The organism is Candidatus Hydrogenedentota bacterium, from assembly GCA_016791475.1.
GTDB lineage: Bacteria > Hydrogenedentota > Hydrogenedentia > Hydrogenedentales > JAEUWI01 > JAEUWI01.
This window is the reverse complement of the sequence record JAEUWI010000025.1, coordinates 35786-53684: the sequence shown is the minus strand read 5'-3', so window position 1 is coordinate 53684 and position 17899 is coordinate 35786. Positions and strand designations below refer to the sequence as shown.

Annotated in this window: 10 protein-coding genes; 6 read left to right on the top strand and 4 right to left on the bottom strand. The window is 61.9% G+C overall.

Translation table 11 applies throughout. From position 1 onward, the window contains the following. Positions 1-210 precede the first annotated feature (210 nt). Both JNK74_14650 and JNK74_14645 read left to right on the top strand, forming a co-directional pair. Entirely contained in the window at positions 211-2703 is a 2493-nt protein-coding gene (locus tag JNK74_14650; protein MBL7647422.1) for a CehA/McbA family metallohydrolase, read from the top strand. Between the two features lie 278 nt (positions 2704-2981). Further along, on the top strand, positions 2982-3731 hold the full coding sequence (locus JNK74_14645) for a glycosyltransferase family 2 protein (protein ID MBL7647421.1): 750 nt from the start codon (positions 2982-2984) through the stop codon (positions 3729-3731). Positions 3732-3925: 194 nt separating this feature from the next. On the opposite strand, the gene JNK74_14640 is transcribed toward JNK74_14645, so the two are convergent. Then, positions 3926-5509: a sialate O-acetylesterase gene (locus JNK74_14640; GenBank protein MBL7647420.1), complete on the bottom strand. Its 1584-nt coding sequence runs from the start codon at positions 5507-5509 to the stop codon at positions 3926-3928. 146 nt (positions 5510-5655) lie between these two features. Here JNK74_14640 and JNK74_14635 point away from each other — a divergent pair, with 146 nt between their 5' ends. Together JNK74_14635 and JNK74_14630 are read left to right on the top strand one after the other, a co-directional pair. Continuing rightward, positions 5656-9738, top strand: coding sequence for a hypothetical protein (locus JNK74_14635; protein MBL7647419.1), 4083 nt, complete (start codon positions 5656-5658; stop codon positions 9736-9738). A gap of 124 nt (positions 9739-9862) precedes the next feature. Then, positions 9863-10462 (top strand): ATP-dependent Clp protease proteolytic subunit, encoded by a 600-nt coding sequence (locus JNK74_14630; protein ID MBL7647418.1) that lies wholly within the window; start codon positions 9863-9865, stop codon positions 10460-10462. Between the two features lie 59 nt (positions 10463-10521). Here the strand turns inward: JNK74_14630 and JNK74_14625 are convergent, their stop codons facing one another. Together JNK74_14625 and JNK74_14620 are read right to left on the bottom strand one after the other, a co-directional pair. Next, a complete protein-coding gene (locus JNK74_14625) occupies positions 10522-11679 on the bottom strand; it encodes a hypothetical protein (protein MBL7647417.1) in 1158 nt (385 codons plus the stop codon). Between the two features lie 240 nt (positions 11680-11919). Then, complete coding sequence (locus JNK74_14620) at positions 11920-13344, bottom strand: MBOAT family protein (GenBank protein ID MBL7647416.1); 1425 nt, start codon at positions 13342-13344, stop codon at positions 11920-11922. Between the two features lie 458 nt (positions 13345-13802). Here JNK74_14620 and JNK74_14615 point away from each other — a divergent pair, with 458 nt between their 5' ends. Then, positions 13803-14768, top strand: a complete 966-nt coding sequence (locus JNK74_14615) for a type II secretion system F family protein (protein MBL7647415.1) — start codon at positions 13803-13805, stop codon at positions 14766-14768. A 75-nt stretch (positions 14769-14843) separates the two neighbouring features. Here the strand turns inward: JNK74_14615 and JNK74_14610 are convergent, their stop codons facing one another. Next, a complete protein-coding gene (locus JNK74_14610) occupies positions 14844-16727 on the bottom strand; it encodes an MFS transporter (GenBank protein ID MBL7647414.1) in 1884 nt (627 codons plus the stop codon). Positions 16728-16958: 231 nt separating this feature from the next. Here JNK74_14610 and JNK74_14605 point away from each other — a divergent pair, with 231 nt between their 5' ends. Then, a complete protein-coding gene (locus JNK74_14605) occupies positions 16959-17825 on the top strand; it encodes an inositol oxygenase (protein MBL7647413.1) in 867 nt (288 codons plus the stop codon). The last annotated feature ends 74 nt before the right edge of the window (positions 17826-17899 follow it).

Genomic DNA, 17899 nt, shown 5'->3' with positions numbered 1-17899 from the left:
TCGGAAGTATACTCCACTGACTGTTAGGAAAAGGTTAGCGCATAGTATAGGCCCCGGCGGAGGGCGCCGGCAAAAAAGCCCGGTTCCGGGGCCGCTACTTGATTCCCGGGCTGCCGGGGCCTCACTTGCACCGGGGCGTCCCGCGGGGCATACTGTGGGACAGGGAGCGAAGCAGCGAGGCTTTTGGAACCCGTGGAGAGCGATCTTGTCATGATTTCATACCTGAACAACTTCAGTCGCGGTGTTCGTCCGGCGGCGGTGCTGGCCTTCTCGGTGCTGGTGCTGGTTGGCTGCAAGACCACGGGACCTCGCGCGGCGCTCGAAGAGCCGGTAGAGACGCTGGACATTATCCCGAACGTCCCGGTCCAGCCCATCATGGCCGCGAGTCTGCGCCTGGACGAAGCCCTGCGTTACCTCGGCAGCGGACTGAGTGAGGCCGATTCCGCTCGTCTCAAGGCGCTGTCGGAGAAAGAGCACACACCCGCCGTGGCCGAAGAGATTCAGTCGATACTTGATCCCTACTGCCTCGCCGCGGTCAATATCAATCCCGAAGCGCGGGTGAAAGTCATGCGGGGTCCGGCGGATGCCGACCTGCAACAGGGCGGCTGGAAGAGCTTCCTGATCAAAGTGCACAACGAGTCCGGCACCCGCGCGCCCATCGAATGGGAGTCTCCGAACGCCGAGCCGAGGCTCCATGTTTCCACGGGAAGACCGGAGCCGAAGCCGGAGAATCTTCTTTCGCCCGGAGAGGCGGCGAACCGCTATCTGGAGCTGAGTTTTTATGAGAGCCGCCCCTTGACGACCGCGCTTTCGGGGATTCCTGTGGAGTACAAGGTGCTCCAGGTGTACACCGATGAGGTGGGTCCCCGGGAGGCCAAGCTGGGCTTCCATGTGGGCCAGGGCTCGCAGGATGTGGGCTACCGCAATGCCGTGACGGTGTTTTTTGACTGCAAGCCTTCGGTCAAGGTCCAGCTTCAAGTAAAGGATCACGATGGCGGCCCGGCCATGGCGTCCTTCATCATCCGGGACAACGTCCAGCGGCTGGTGGATGCTTCGGAGAAGCCGGCCCTGCCCAATGACTATCGCCAGAGCAAGGCGCTTAATGAACCGTGGGCCCGCCCGGGCCTTTCGGCCCAGCCTCTGGTCGGTGTTTATCCTCTGCCGTCCCGTCGGGTAACAACGGAGAGCGACTATCCGGACTTCTTTTTCCATCCCCAGGTGTATCGCGCGGACGGAGAGCACGTGTATCTTCCGCCGGGGACCTACGACGTCACTTGGACGCGCGGTCCAGAGTACCTGGCCCACTCGCGCACCATTACCGTGCCCGAAGGTGTGAAGGAGCACACGGAGACCTTCCAGTTGGAGCGCTGGATCAGCATGAAGGAGAAAGGCTTCTTCAGCGCGGATCACCATGTCCATGCGGGCGGCTGCAGCCACTATGAGAGCCCCGAAGCGGGGGTCCGCCCCGAGGCCATGCTGCGCCAGGCCCAGGGCGAGGATCTGGATGTGTCCTGCGTGCTTACCTGGGGGCCCTGCTGGTATCACCAGAAGACCTTCTTCGAAGGCGAGGTCCATAAGCTTTCCACCCCGGAAAACATCATGCGTTACGATGTGGAAGTTTCAGGGTTTCCTTCCAGTCACGCCGGGCACCTCTGCCTGCTTCGCCTCAAAGAAGATGATTATCCGGGCACGACGCTGATAGAGGAATGGCCGAGCTGGACCCTTCCCGTGCTCAAGTGGGGCAAGGAACAGGGCGGTATCGTGGGCTATTCCCACAGTGGCTGGGGCTTGGCTCCCCAAACACCCACCGAGGAAATCCCCAACTATGTCATGGCGAAGTTTGACGGCATCGGTGCGAATGAGTACATCGTTACGGCGACCCACGACGCCGTCGATTTCATCTCCGCGGGCGACACGCCCCTCCACATGGAGTTGAATATCTGGTACCACGTGCTCAATAGCGGCTTCCGCACCGCGATCAGCGGTGAAACGGATTTCCCCTGCATTTTTGATGACCGTATCGGCATGGCCCGGAGCTACACGCGGCTCGGCGAGAAGCTGGATTTCGACAGTTTCGTGGAAAAGATTAAAGAGGGCGCCAACTATGTTTCCGACGGGCGCGCCCACCTCTACAACTTCAAGGTGGAGGGGAATGAGTTGGGTGCCAATAAGAACGAGGTGCACCTGGCGGCACCGCGGGATGTTACGGTGACGGCCACGGCGGCCGCCTGGCTGCCCGAGGCGCAGGATGACGCTGGCAAGAAGATCGCCGAGGGCGGGTTTATGGGGCGTCCCTACTGGCACGTGGAGAAGGCCCGCATCCCCGGGACGCGCAAGGTGGCGGTGGAGCTCATTGTGAACGGTTACGCGGTGCAAAAGCAGGAGATCGTAGCGGACGGCCGGGAGCACGAATTGAAGTTTACCCAGGCCGTGCACCACTCAAGCTGGATCGCGCTCCGCGTGACGGCGGCCGCCCACACCAACCCCATTTACACCCTCGTGGGCGACAAGCCCATCCGCGCATCGCGCCGCAGCGCGGAGTGGTGCCGCGCCGCCGTGGATCAGTGCTGGAAGATGAAGGAGGCGCAGATTCGCAAGGACGATATGGCGGCCGCCGTGGCCGCGTATGACTACGCCCGCCGCGCCTATGATGTGGCCATCGCGGAATCGGTGGATGATCGACCGCCCGCGCCCCGAAACTGACGGGTGACGGCGGATCGCGCTGAAGCGGGCGGGGTCGTTCAGAGCCGGGTGCCGACTATTGCGGCACAATGATGGGACTTATGGGACTTATGGGACTTATGGGTCTTATGGGTCTTATGGGTCTTATGGGTCTTATGGGTCGTATGGGTCGTATGGGTCGTATGGGTCGTATGGGTCGCCGGTAAAATGCGCCTTTTGTGGTCTGGATCAGGTATACTATCGCCCCGATCCCCCCAAATCCCCAAAGTATCTTTCCCACCCACAGGTGAAGCGTGCCCATGAAAACGCTCGTCAGCGTCGTAGTACCTCTATACAATGAACAAGATAATGTCGCGCCTCTCGCGGAGAAAATCCTCGACGCCTTTGCGCCCCTGAGCGAATATGACCTGGAGTGCATCCTCGTAAACGACGGCAGTACCGACCAGACCGGCGACCGGCTGGCTGAGGCGCAGCTTCAGGATCCGCGCGTAAGGCCGTTGACCCTGGTTCGCAATTCGGGTCAGTCCGCGGCGGTGGTTGCGGGCATGCGCCATGCCAGAGGCGAGTTTATCCTGACCCTCGACGGCGACCTGCAAAATGATCCGGCCGATTTTCCACGCTTCCTGGAGTTGCTGAAAGAATTTGACTGCGTCTGCGGTTACCGGGCCAATCGCAACGACACGTGGGTGCGGCGTGTATCAAGCCGCGTGGCCAATGCGGTTCGCAATGCCGTGCTGCACGATGGTATTCGGGATTCTGGTTGCGGCAGCAAGGGCTTCCGCCGCCACTGTGTTCAGCATCTCGTTGCGTTCAATGGTGTCCATCGTTTTCTTGCAGTCTTCATGCGAGCCCAGGGCTTTTCCATCGTGGAGTGCCCGGTGCTGCACCATCCCCGTCACTCAGGGGTCTCCAAGTACGGCATCAACAACCGGCTGTGGCGCGGATTGTATGATCTCGTAGGCGTCGCGTGGCTTGCGAAGCGGCAGGTCGTCTTTGAAGTTCGGGTACCAGACAGCGCAGGGACAGCGGCGCCACGCGACTCAGAATAGTCGGAGTTTTACCCCCCCCTCCCCCCCCCCCGCAAGCGGGGGGCTACAAGCGGTTCACTTTTACGAGCGAGGTTCCCCCCGCTTGCGGGGGGGCAGGGGGGTATGTTCCCGGTCGGGAAAATACCGTTTTCGCGTTCTGGTTCCTTGACCCGCATGTTTTCAAATCAGTCAAAACCGAACGACTATCCATGCAATCACTTCGGCGCGGCGTCCGCCACCGGCAGTTCGTCCGTTCGGAAGGGTACCGCTGGCAGTCCCGAGCCGTTGTAGAGCGTGCAGGGCGGGTCGGGGAAGGCCTGCCATCCGTAGCGCACGTGAACCGGCTTTGCCACACGCTCAGACCGCACGATTACTGTCTGACCAGCAATGGCGGCGTTCGCCGGGACGAACACGCCGTCCTCGCCGGCGACTTCAAAGCCTGTGAGCGGCTTGGCGCTGCTTTTCAAACCTTCGGACACGTTTCGGAAGTACACAATGGCAAGGCCCTCGCGCTTCTCCAGCTCGAGGAAGAGGGGGCCGGTGGATTCAACATCCTCGCTGTAGGCCGCATTGCGCGCCGCCGCCAACAGTCGTTTTCCCACGGTGGCTTTGTCGGTCGGGTGGATATCGTCTTTCTGGCCCACGTCGATGGTTACCGCCATGGCCGTGTCGGGCAGGGCCAGCGCGGCGGTCTGGGCGTCGCGCAGCACGGGCCACGCGGGATTGTCCGAATAGGCGGCAAGCTGGACGAAGAGGAAGGGGAATCGGGGTTGTCCCCAGCCCTTGCGCCATTCGTTGATGACGGCGGGAAAGAGCAACTTGTACTGCTCCGCCGAGGCCACGGATTTGGCATTGGCCTCGCCCTGGTACCAGATGGCTCCCTTTACCGCATAGGGCTGGAGCGGCGCGATCATGGCGTTGAACAAGGCGCCAGGCCGCTTCACGTGCTGGGGGCCCATGGGCTCGGCAGGCGCCCGGAGCTCCTGGGCACTCAGTTCAACACCATCCGCCTTCGCCTTCTCCAGTTTGGCTTTGTGCTCCGCCATGGCGGTGTCCCAGGCCGCTTTTTTCTCGGGATACTCGGCAAGGGCCTTGTCATACTCGGCGAGGATATCGGCAAATTCCGGGGTCGCCGCCAGTACCTCCCTGGGCAGCCAGGATGAGGCATTGGTGCCGCCGAGGCAGGACTGGATGAGGCCCACCGGTGTATTCAGGTGGCCGTGGAGACCCTGGCCGAAGAAATAGCCCACCGCGGAAAACTTCGCCACCGTTTCGGGCGAGCATTCCACCCATTGGGCTTTCACATCCTCCTGGGGGGTGTCGGCCCCGGCGATCTCCACCTGAAACAGACGAATCTGGGGGAAATTTGCCCCCGCAATCGCTTCCGCCGAGGTCGAAGACTTTTCCACCGGCCATGCCATGTTGGACTGGCCGCCGCAGATCCAGTTTTCGCCCACCAGAATGTTCTTGATCGTAATTTCGTTTTCGCCCCGGATGATCATCTCGTGGGGACCGCCCGGCGGCACCGCTTCCAGTAGGACCCTCCATTTGCCTGCGGCGGCCGTGGCGGTCACTTCCTGATCCAGCAATTTGACGGTGATTTCTTCACCGTCCCCGGCCCAGCCCCACACGGGCAGGACGCTGCCCTGCTGCAGGACCATGTTGTCGGAAAAAAGCGCGGGCATGCGAACTTCGGCCCCGGCGGCGAGTGCAAGGCCTGCGGCGATAATCCCGGCGCAGTAAGCGGTCATTTTCATCATGGCGATGTGCTCCCGTTGAAGAAAAAGGTTTGGTCGCATGGTAGGGAAAAGTATCCCGGTGTTCAAGTGGGCGATGTCCGGGCCGGCGGATCGCAATGCTTCGCGGGACTATTTTGATCAGTTCCCCGCCGGGCCCTATAATCCCTCCTGAACATGCGTGCATTCGTGCATCAGGCAAGGAACCTATGGGAACACCGAACAGCGAGTTGCTCGCCCAGCTTCGTGGCGCTATTTCCAGTTGGACCGCCGAAGTTGGGGCGGCGCAGCAGGGGCTCTCACGACAGATCGACGGGGCGAACACGCAATTGAGCCGTTTGCTGGCCGTGCTGCAGGAGCGGCAGCAGCTTACCGCCGCGCTGGCCCAGGCGAATGACGAACTTAATCGCCTGAAACAGGCCCTGGGGCAGGAGCAACTGCCCGCAGGCGCCATGACGCGCTATACCGTGGCTTCCGCCGCGCCCGCCCGCACACCCTCCGGGGACGGCATGCTTCGCGAACTTGAGAGCACCATCGGGCGGCTCCATGGGGCGGTCCAGTCCTGGACCACCCAGGTTACGGGTTCGCAGTCCGGGCTGCTGTCGCAGTTTGCCACGGCGAATCGCCAGCTTGCCGAACTGCTCGAAATTCTTGCACCGGGCGCCGCCACCCCACCCGCACAGGCGGAACACCCCGTCGCGGCGCAGGATCCCGCCCTGCTCGAAGAAGTGGAGCAGCTCCGCCACGAGAATCGTATTTTGAGTTCCGAGGTGCACGCTCTCAATATTGAAATGGAATCTTTTCGCCTCGAGCAGGAGAATTTCGCCTCGGCCAATCTCGCCGCCGAAACGGAGCGGGTGGTCAAGCACCGCCGGGAAATTGAGCGTCTTGAGTCGGCGCTGGCGGAGCGCGACACCGAACTGGAAAGTCGGCGACGGGAACACGAAGAGCTGGCGCGCGAGGCCGACCTCCTGCGCAAAGAGGCGGCCAGGCTCCAGATTTCCGAAGAGCGTCTTCAGAGTGCGGTTGATCTCCAGCGCGCGGAAACAGCGCAACATGTGAGCGCCCTGAGCGCACTTTCCCGCGAGATGGAAGCCCTGCGCCGGGCCTTTCTCGGGGAAGATGTGCAGCTTACCACCCATGAAGGGGACATCAACGATCCCGGAGAAGGGGCTGTCGGCGGCGTGGCCCTCGAGGAAGCGGAAGCGCGCATCGCGTCACTGGAGTCGCGGTTGACCCAGATGGAACTTGAGCGCCAGGAAGTGGCGGTGCTCGAAGAGCGCATCGCGGCCCTGAAAGAGCAACTGGCGGTGCTGGAACAGCGCCCGTCAGAAGAGACCTTGCAGTCCCTGCAGGAGAAGGTTCAATCCCTGGAAGCCGCGCTCGCCGAAGCCCCCAGCGCGGATCAATTGACCGCTCTCCAGTTGGCGCTCGCGCAGCGCGATTCCGCGTCTTCCGAGACGGCTACACCCGATGGCGAGGAATCCGCAGTGGCGGAACGCATCGCAGCGTTGGAACTGGAGCTCGCGGAGCTTTCCACGCGCCCGACGGTGGAAGAACTTGCTGCGAGCACGGAGCGTGCAGCCGAACTCGAATCGCGCATTGCGGCGCTGGAGTCGGAGCTCGCGGGGCTCTCCACGCGCCCGACGGTGGAAGAACTTGCCGCGAGCACGGAGCGTGCAGCCGAGCTTGAATCGCGGATTGCGGCGCTGGAGTCGGAGCTCGCGGATCTCTCCACGCGCCCGACGGTGGAAGAACTTGCTGCGAGCACGGAGCGTGCAGCCGAACTCGAATCGCGCATTGCGGCGCTGGAGTCGGAGCTCGCGGGGCTCTCCACGCGCCCGACAGCGGAAGAGTTGGCCGCGAGCACGGAGCGTGCAGCCGAACTCGAATCGCGCATTGCGGCGCTGGAGTCGGAACTCGCGGATCTTTCCTTGCGCCCCACGATGGAAGAACATGCCGCGAGCACGGAACGCGCCACCGAGCTTGAATTGCGCATTGCGGAGCTTGAGTCGGAGCTCGCGGAACTGTCCACGCGCCCGACGACGGAGGAACATGCCGCGAGCACGGAGCGTGCGGCCGAACTCGAATCACGCATTGCGGCGCTTGAGTCGGAACTCGCGGATCTCTCCACGCGCCCGACGGTGGAAGAACTTGCCGCGAGCACGGAGCGTGCCGCCGAGCTTGAGTCGCGCATTGCGGCGCTGGAGTCGGAACTCGCGGATCTCTCCACGCGCCCGACGGTGGAAGAACTTGCCGCACAAAGTGATCGGGTCGAGACGTTGGAGCGGGCACTGGAAAGTCTTCGGGCCGACAGCGAAGCGGCATCCGAGATGGCCGCCGAGGCCAATGCGCTTCGCGAACAATTGTCGTCGATGCAGTCGCTCATGAACGACCTGAATGAGCGGCCAGAACCCGGCGAACTTGAATTCGCGCGCGAGCGGGTCGAAGAGCTCGAAGATGAGGTCCAAGACCTCAAGCTCCGACTCGCCTCGTCCGAGCAGTCCCAGGTGGAGGCGATGAGCGCCGAACGGGCCGGACTTCAAGCCGCGCTGACCGCCATGGAAAGCGAACTGGCCACGATGAAGCGCCGTGAAGAAGAGACGGTGACCACGGCGCGCACCCTGCTGGTGGAGATGGAGACGCACCGCACCTACGAGGCGGCGCAGGCCACGGCCCTGTCCCAGTCCCGCAACGAGGCATCCCGCCTTCAGGATGCCCTGACCGAGCGCCAGCAGCAGCTTGCCGCCGTCGGGGCCGCTCTGGCCGCCGCCGAAGCCGCCCGGGACGAAATGGCCGTGGCGCTTGCGGAGGCCACCGGTAGCCGCATCGATGAGGCTGACCTGGCCGATCTCTATGCCGCCGTAGAGCGTCTCGAAGGGGAGAAAATGGCCCTTGCGAAGACCGCCGAGGAGGCCGAGCGCCTCACGACCCTCGTCGCGGCGCAGGCGGAAGAACTGGATGCCGCGAGCCGCTCTTTGGCCGCGTTGCAGCGGGAATTCGACGCACTGCAGGCGCTTGCTCAGGAGGAGCGCGAGCGTGCGTCCGCCGGGCGCGAGGCCTGGGAACGGGAGGCGGAAGAACGGGAAGGCCGCATTGCCGCGCTGGAAGCCGACCTTTCGGGCCACGCGGAAACGCTCATGAAGGCCGCGGCACTCGAAGAGTCCCTGCAGATCGCGCGCGACCGCGTGGCGATGCTGGAGGCCTCGCTGGACGCCGCGCGGGACCTTGAGCCCGACGGCGAGTTGACTGCGGCCCTTACGGCCAGCGAGGCCGTGGTCCAGGCGCAGCTCCGCGAGTTGGGGGTACTCAAGGAGTCCAGCCAGAGCGCCGAGGACCGGATCGCGGAGCTCGAGCGCCTGCTGGAGGAAAGTGTCGGCGCCCATGCCGTCCTGAGCGGGCAACTGGATGAATTGACCCGGCAGCACGAGGCCAACGCCGCGGAAATAGAAGGGCTGCGCGCCCGGGAGGCCACCCGGCGGGAAGCCATTTCCGAGGCCCGTGCGGAGGCCGAAGCCGCCCGCGCCGGCGCGGCGGAGCATGAGCAAAATCTTGCCGTGATCGCCGCCGAGCTGGATGAGAAGAAAGCCGCTCTGGAGGCGGCGGAATTGGAGAAGACCCTGCTTAGCGAGGAGACCCAGGCCCGTCAGGACGAGATCCGCGAGGCCCTGGCCCAGATGAGCCAGGTGCTCCAGGAGCGTGACGAGCTTTCGGAGGAGCTGGAGGCGGAGAAGTCGCGCCGGGAGCGCATTTTTGCGGGAACGGCCGGGGCCGGAAAAAGTGCGGTCGAGGCGCTGGAATCGCGGGAGGAAAGGGCCCGACAGCAGGAAATACTGCTGTCGGAGCTTGCCCGGCCCGGCGAAAGCCGCAGCCTGGGCGATATCCTGGTCAAAGCGGGCATTCTCAGCCGCGAGCAGCTTGCGGAGGCCCTGGATGTGCAACAGAACGACCCCACACAGCTCCTGGGAACCATTCTCATCGAGCGTGAATTCACTACGGATGACGCCATTGCCCAGGCGGTCGCGTGCCAGTTGGAGAAGCCCGTGGTCAATCCGATGGAGGTTCATATCCAGCAGCAAGCCATTGATGCGCTCCACCGCGATCTGTGCACGTGGCACGTGTGCATTCCGTTGCGCATCACGGAGGATCGTCTGGTGGTGGCCATGGCCAACCCCCTGGACGAGTCCGCCATCATGAAATTGCGCGATGTAAGCCAGCGGGAGATTACCCCCGTGGTGGGGACGCCCTCCCACATCATGGGCGCGATCGACAATTACTATGGCGCCTTCTGAGCGACCGCGCCTTGAACCAAATTGCCGGATCGTGACACAATAGCGGGCTATACCCACGGCCCGCGCGAATCGCGGCCCATCCACTCAATCACCCCGGCATGGTACGCCGCTACGAGGACCCGAGATGACCGACATCTGGCACGACGACGAAGACGATGCGAAGAAGAAAGACGAAAAGGGTGGTGAGGGCATCATGCAGAAAATGCTGAAGTCCCGCACTATTCTCGTTTCCGGTACGGTGGACCAGGAACTGGCGGAGAAGGTCATCGGCCAGCTCATCATCCTGAACACCGACTCCCACGACCCGATTAAGGTTATCATTACCTCGCCCGGCGGGCACGTGGATTCCGGCTACGCCATTCACGACGTCATGCGATGCATCGAGTCGCCCGTCTACACCATCGGCGCGGGCTGGGTCGCCAGTATCGCGGTGCCGATTCTTTTTGGCGGCGACAAGGGCAAGCGCTTCTCCCTTCCGAACACACGCTACCTCCTGCACCAGCCCAGCGGCGGCGCGGGCGGCCAGGCTTCCGATATCCGCATCGAGGCGCAGGAGATTCTCAAGATCCGCCAGCGCATCAATCAGTTGATCGCCGGCGAAACCGGCCAGCCCGTTGAAAAGATTGCCAAGGACAGCGACCGCAACTTCTGGATGAATGCGGACGAGGCGCTGGCCTACGGTCTCGTGACGAAAATCGTTACAAAACTGACGGAAGTCGTCTGATCGGAATAGACCATCGTTACGCCGGACTGGTGCGCAGGCGCCGGTCCGGCGTCTTCGTTTTACCACGTTGTCTCCGCCGGTGGTTGTGGAAACCACACGAGCTGCTGCTCCGTGAGTACGAAGAGGATGACGTCTGGATGCTCCGCGTCGGCCAAGGCTGGATCGAAAAAACAGTAGCGGAAGTCGGTGTAGAGCGCGCGCCGGAAATGCTCCGAAAGCAGGGGCACCAGCGCCCAGCGGAAGGAGCCACCGATGACCAGCGCCGTGGGAAGCCCTGGATCATCAATTGCTGTCGCGTAGGGCACATTGACCCCGCCCACGTTGCGTGTGGGTGCGGGAATGTCCTGCGATGCGCGGGCACGCGGCGCGGCGGGCAACAGCCCCACCCAGGGCTCCGGCGCCAGATCTCGCACACCCAGCAGCCCCGCCAGATCGCTTGTGGAACGCCACGCCTCCGCACCGAGTCCGGGTTCCCCTGTTCGGGTGATGGCGCTCCGTTCCAGGGGCTGAAGCCCTGGAATCGCTTGTTGCAGCCGCTCCAGGATAGCCCGATAGCCGTGCCACGCACCCACACCGCTCCAGTGGGTGTCGGTCTTGAGCCAAACCGGATCATCACCCGTCTTCTTCGCCTCGCGAAGCGACTCCGTCAGATCCAGCACCGGCGTGCCCATCGGGGCGAGCGCCTGTAGCAATTGCTCTTTGCGCCGCGACTCCGAGGGCACGTACCAATCCGGCAGATACTCCGGGAAGACCCGCTGCTTGTCGGGTACAAGCACAAATAGAAAGGACCCGCCGCGCGCCTCCTGCCATTGCCGGATGGCGTCGATTTTCGTGGCCCAGGCGTGGACTTCATCTTCCTTCAACGGGTTCAAGCCACGCGATTCGTCAATGAGCACTTTGCGGCCGAGATAGAGCCAGCCCTCTTTTCCTTTCACGACCTTTTCGGGATCCGCGATGCCGAGCCAGCCGAAGTTTACGGTGTGGAATTGACGCACCAGAAAATTCCGGAATCCGAATCGGTCGTCGTAGAAGGCCTCGAAGCTCCGGGGGAATTCTTTCAGGGCTTGTTCGGTCAATGCGAGGCGGGGTGCGGGGGAGAGGCTTCGGTTTTCATCGGAAGGCCGGCTGCGATCCAGATGGAGCAAATTGTCCGCCAGCGGCAGCCAGAGCAGGGTGAAGAAAATTGCCACCAGGGCGATTTGGAAAGGGCGCGTCATCCTTGCCCCCCACAGGTTGGACGCGAGCGTAGAATACCCCCCCTGCCCCCCCGCAAGCGGGGGGGAGCAAATGCGGGAGTCGCGCGGCGGGGATGTTTCCAAAAGCTCGGGCACAGTGGAAGCCATCTCGCATGAAAGGGTTCCCCCCGCTTACGGGGGGGCAGGGGGGGTAAACTCTCCATGCAAGCGCACTCCTCAGCCGTCGGTGCCAGTTGCCGGATTGTGAACGAGTTGCCCATCTCAAAACCTGAAATAGATGAACGGGTTGTAGGTTTGCGCGGAGAGCGTCACCGCGCAGGCATAGAGCAGGGCCACATGGCCCGCGAATGAACCCCACTCCACCAACCCCCTTCCACGATCCCGCCGCGCCAGCCACTCGCGCAGGGACGGAAGCACCGGCATTGCCGCTACGCCCCCCACGGCGAGCGCCAGCACGCGATCGGGCGTGCAATACATGGCCAGGGGCCGCACCGCGCTGCTGCCTTCGGCGAAGCCCGCGAGTGCGCTGAAAAAGACGCCCGCCTCTGCCAGGCTTTCTACGCGAAAGAGGACCCAGCCCGCCATCACGACGAGAAGCGTATAGCCGTGTTGCAGAGAGCGTGGCCGTGCGCCCAGCCACGTGCCAAAACGCCCGCGCTCCAGCACCAGAAAGGCGCCGTGAAACAGACCCCAGATGGCGAAGTTCCACGCGGCGCCGTGCCACAGGCCACAGAGGAAGAAAACGGCCACGAGGTTGAAGGCCGTGCGCCCGCGACTGCCCCGATTACCGCCGAGGGGAATGTACACATAGTCGCGGAACCAGCTTGACAGGGAGATATGCCAGCGCCGCCAGAAATCCTGGATCGATCGTGCAGCATAGGGCCACTGGAAGTTCTCCAGAAAGTGAAAGCCAAAGATGCGCCCCAGACCGATAGCCATGTCGGAATAGCCAGAGAAATCGAAGTAAATCTGTATGGTATAGCAGGCAATGCCAAACCAGGCGAGGGGCGTGGTCAGTTCATGGGCGGGCAGGTCAAACACAAGATCCGCGCCCGCCGCCGCCGTGTTTGCGATCAGCACCTTCTTCGCCAGGCCGATGATAAAACGCTTGATGCCCTCGGCCACGTCGTTTAGCCGCGATTCCCGCGATAGAATCTCTTCCGCGATCTGTTGGTAGCGCACAATGGGCCCGGCGATGAGCTGGGGAAACAGCGCGATATAGAGCGCGAGGTTCAGCGGGTTTTTCTGGGGCCGCGCTTCGTTCCGGTAGACGTCGATGATGTAGGACATGGCCTGAAAGGTGAAGAAAGAAATGCCAGCGGGAAGGTGTCGTCCTTCCAGCAGGATCGGCGCGCCGCCAAACCAGCCGATGGCCACGTTCAGATTATCGATGAAGAAGGTGCTGTATTTGTAAAGCGCCAGCAGCTCCAGGTTCACCAGCACAGCCAGCACCAGCGGCAACCGCGCGCGTGCGGTACCTTGCGTCCAGCCGATCCACAGGCCGAAGCCGTAGTTCAGCGCGATGGAAAGCAGCATTACAAAGACGAAGGTGGTCTCACCCCAGGCGTAGAAAAACAGGCTCGCGGCGAGGAGCAGCACATTGCGCGCGCTTCGGGGAACAAGGAAGTAGGCTGTGGCCACGATGGGGAGGAAGAGAAACAGGAAGACGATGGAACTGAATACCACGGTCTGTGTTTCTCCTTATCGGGCAAGGGCTCAAGGAAACTTAGCCGCAAGAGAACGCAAAGGAATAGCGCGTTGTGCGCTCGGAGTTTTCCCGCAGCGTGCTGTATGCTAACCCTAACGCTGACGAGATGCAAGCGGCTAGAACTCCGGTCTCATTCATCCTGGAGAGAACGATTTTCCCACAGATCTACACAGATTCGCGCAGATAAGAGGAATCGTTGCCAGCGCGGCCCGTTGTGAAAGTCAGTTGAGCAAGGTGTAGGTGGCATGCTAGATTTTCCGCCGAGATGAGAGCGTACGTTTTCTATTTCATCTGTGCAGATCTGTGTGAATCTATGGGAAAGATCTTTCGCTATGGTCAAATGGGGGGGTGGTTTTTTGGTTCGTGAAATTACGAGTCCATTCGTGATTTACTGTTACAGACGGGGTGTAGGCACATCCTTCAGCGGGAACCCTTCGTGGGCCTGATCTCTTCATCACTCCCCAGCAAAGACATGGCGCGGCTCTGCCATACCCTTTCGACTTTGTATGATGGCGGTGTGCCCCTGGTGCGCGCCTTCAAGGTGCTGGAGGAAAGCGGTGGTAGCCGGGAGCTCAGGAATATCGCCCGGGAACTCCGCCAAGCCATCGAGCAGGGTGCGACCCTTGCTCAGGCGGTCGAGTTCCATAGCAGGCGTCTCTCGCCGGTCTTTGTGAAGCTGATTTCTGTTGCGGAGAAGACCGGCGGGCTCGCCGTTGTAATGCCCCAGCTTACGAAGTACTACGAAGATCTACGGGCAATGTACAACGCCGTCATCCGGCAGGTGGCCTATCCCGCTGCGGTGCTCGTGGCCATGGTCGTGGGCATTCCCATACTCGAGGCGTTCCTTTCCGACGTGGCAGGGATCGCCAGAGCGCCTTTCGAAGTTCAGCTTTTCTGGATTCTGTCGAACTTCGGCCTCACCGTGGGCGGCGCGCTGCTCGCAGTGGTCCTCATCGCCCGACTCACCCTTTTGCTGACCACCCGCGAGTCCATCCTCATGCACTGCTGGCCCATCGCCGGGATCGTGCGTAGCATTCTGCTCTCCCGCTTTGCCTGGGCCATGATGGTCTTCACCCGCGCCGGACTTCCCCTGCACCACGCCGTGCGGATGTCGGGCGAGGTGACCGGCGCCAAACGCATCGCGTCGGACTTTGAAAAGCTGGCCCCGCTGCTGCAAGCGGGTTTCACGCTGGAGGAGGCCCTTACCCAGTCGAAGTTCTTCCCGAAGAAGAATCTGATGTATATCAACACCGGCGAGCACACCGGCAAGTTGGACGTGGCCTTCGAAAAGCTTTCGGGGCTGCTCTACGACAGCGCAGTGTTCAAGCTGCGGATTCTCATCGGCTTGATCGAACCGCTTGCGGTGTTGCTGTTGGGTGGCTTGGTGATGAAGGGGATGTGAGGGGCGTTACGGATTGCGGAAACCACCGGAGCCGGCAAGCACCCCGTAGATGCATTTGCGGTACTACGTTACAGGTCACTCGCCGGTCTTCATCTCGCCACCATACAATTCCGCCACCCGCTCCTTTACCAACTCCGCCTTCACCTCCGCCGCCGGGATCACGGCGCCAATTCTCAGCTCCACCCTCGCCCGAAGCCAGCGGAGCGGGCTGCCTTTCAACGCCCGGCCTTCCTTGCGGCTGAACCAACTGCCCCATAGGCCATGCAACGCGATCGGCACCACGGGCGCCGGGTTGCGTTCCACGATCCGTTCGATGCCCGCCTTGAACTCATTGAAGTTGCCGTCCCGCGTGATCTGACCTTCGGGGAAGATGCAAACAACTTCGCCGTTCTCCAACGCCTGGGCAATGTCTTCGAAGGCCTGTTTCAAAACGGCGGGGGATTCCTTCGCCGACGCGATGGGGATAACCTGCGCGCCTTTGAAGAACCACTTCGCCACGGGGATCTTCATGAAGCTGTGGTGCATCACGAAGCGCGCGGGGCGGTGACAGGCCCCGGCGATGAGCATCCAGTCCACAAAGGTGACATGGTTGCTTGCCAGTACGGCGGGGCCTTCTTTGGGGATGTGTTCCTCGCCGGTAATCCGCAGGCGGTAGAGCACGTTCGCGAGCATCCAGCAGCACAGGCGATATAGGAACTCGGGGATCAGGAGGTAGATGTACACCGCGATGGCCGCGTTCATCAGCGCGAGCACCATAAAGATGTAAGGCGCGTTAAGTCCCGCCTCCTGAAACACAATCAGCAACAGGGCCGAGGCCACCATGAACAGGGCGTTGACGATGTTGTTGCCCGCGATCACCGAGGCCCGCTGGGCGGCCTCGGAGCGCTGCTGGATCATGGTATTCAGCGGCACGATGTAGAAGCCGCCAAAGACACTGAGGAGTAGAATGTCCACGGTGATGCGCAGGCCCGTCCAGTCGGAGAGGAATGCGCGCAGGGTAAATTCGCCCGACAGCGAGGGCGTTCCCGCAAGAAACAGATCCAGCGCGAAAATCGTCAGTCCCATGGAGCCAATCGGCACCAGACCCAGTTCCAGCCGGCCCTTGGAAAGGCGCTCGCAGAGGATGGAGCCGATTCCCACACCGATGGAGAAAACCGCGAGGAAGAAGGTGACCAGGTGCTCCGTGCCCTGAAGCACATCTTTCGAGAAAACGGGGAACAGGGTCAACATACTGCCCCCGAAAAACCAGAACCACGAAATGCCCAGGATGGGGAGATAGATCCCCCGTGTCTGGCTGACGCCCCGGAGGATGTGAAACGCGGCGGATAGCGGATTGATATTGATCTTCTTGCCCGGATTGTTTGCGGGTGTGGGGAGGAGTAGAAAGGTGGCGAGCCAGCCTACGATCGCGACGACCAGCACCGCGGCGCTCACCCACCACGCGCCGCCCGGCAGGGCGATCAGGATGCCGCCCGTCAGCGTCCCCAGCAGGATCGCGAGGAAGGTCGCCATCTCCACCAGGGCGTTGCCACCCACCAGATTTTCCTCGTCCAGGATCTCCGGCAGGATGCCAAACTTGATCGGACCGAAGAAGGCGGAGTGTACGCCCATGAGAAACAAGACGATCAGCAGAAGGCTCAAGTGCTCGGTGAACAGCCCCACGGTGGCCAGGAGCATGATCAGGATCTCGGCAAACTTGATCCAGGGGATGATTCGCGTCTTTGGCCAGCGGTCCGCCATTTGCCCCGCCACGGCGGAGAACAGGAAAAAAGGAAGGATGAATAGGCCGCCGCACAGGGCCACGGTGGAGGAGGGGTCCAGCCCCGCGATGCCCATGGACTTGAAGGTCACCAGGATGATCAGCGCGTTCTTGAACACGTTGTCGTTAAACGCGCCCAGCGCCTGAATCCAGAACAGGGGCGCAAAGCGCCGCTGGCGAAGTAGTCCCATGGAATGCATTGTGTTCCTTCCCTTTCCGTCACTGCTGTTGCGTACTCGGAATCCTACCATGCGATTGTTAGAAATGCAACAGTTAGTAGTGGTGGCGCCATCGCCATAGGACCGATAAGACCGATAGGACCGATAGATCGGACCGACGGTTCAAATCCGTCCTATCCGTCAAATCCGTCCTATACCTTTTCCGCAATCGCCCAAGCCATGGTAAACTACCGCCAACTACGGAGCAGCACCATGAGTCACAGCACCTACGACCTCGCCCTCGAAGAAGCCTGGGAGGACGACCTCAAGCGTCGCTACCCCGAAACGGACTACGACCCCAATGGCAAGGCGAAAGAGGCCTTCCGCAACTACGATGCGCCTGGGCGCGACACGGTCCGAGAATTCTATCGCATCAACCACGAGCATCAAACCCTGGACTTTGTCCTTGGAAAAAAGGCCGAATTTAAACCGGGGCTCCACGGCAAGCGCAGCATCTGGGAGTCCATGGAGTTTCTGAACACGCTGGTGGACGACTCCGATCCCGACACGGAGATGTCCCAAATCCAGCACCTCCTGCAAACCGCCGAGGGCATACGAAAGGACGGCCATCCCGACTGGTTCATCCTCACCGGCCTCATCCATGACCTCGGTAAGGTGCTCTGTCTCCACGGCGAACCCCAGTGGGCCGTGGTGGGGGACACCTTTCCCGTGGGCTGCGCCTTTTCGGAGAAAGTGGTCTATCCAGAGTATTTCGCGGCCAATCCAGACATCCATCGGGCCGAGCTCTCCACCGAATGTGGCATCTATGAACCCGGTTGCGGTCTGGATCGGGTCCACCTGAGCTGGGGCCACGACGAATACCTCTATCAGGTCGTGAAGGATTATTTGCCCGAGGAAGCCCTCTACATGATCCGTTACCACTCCTTCTACGCCGCTCATCGCGAACGGGCCTACGATCACTTGATGAATGACCATGATCAGGCCCTGTTTCAATGGGTCCGCGCCTTCAATCCCTACGACCTCTACACCAAGAGCGACGCCCCGCCGGATGTGGCGGCCCTCCGCCCGTACTACGAAGACCTGATCAGCCGCTATTTCCCCAACGCGCTGGCCTGGTAAAGCCCGCGCGCTACAATCCCGTGACTATGCCGGAGGGGCCTTTCGGCGTATGCGGCCTTTGCTTCTTGAATTTC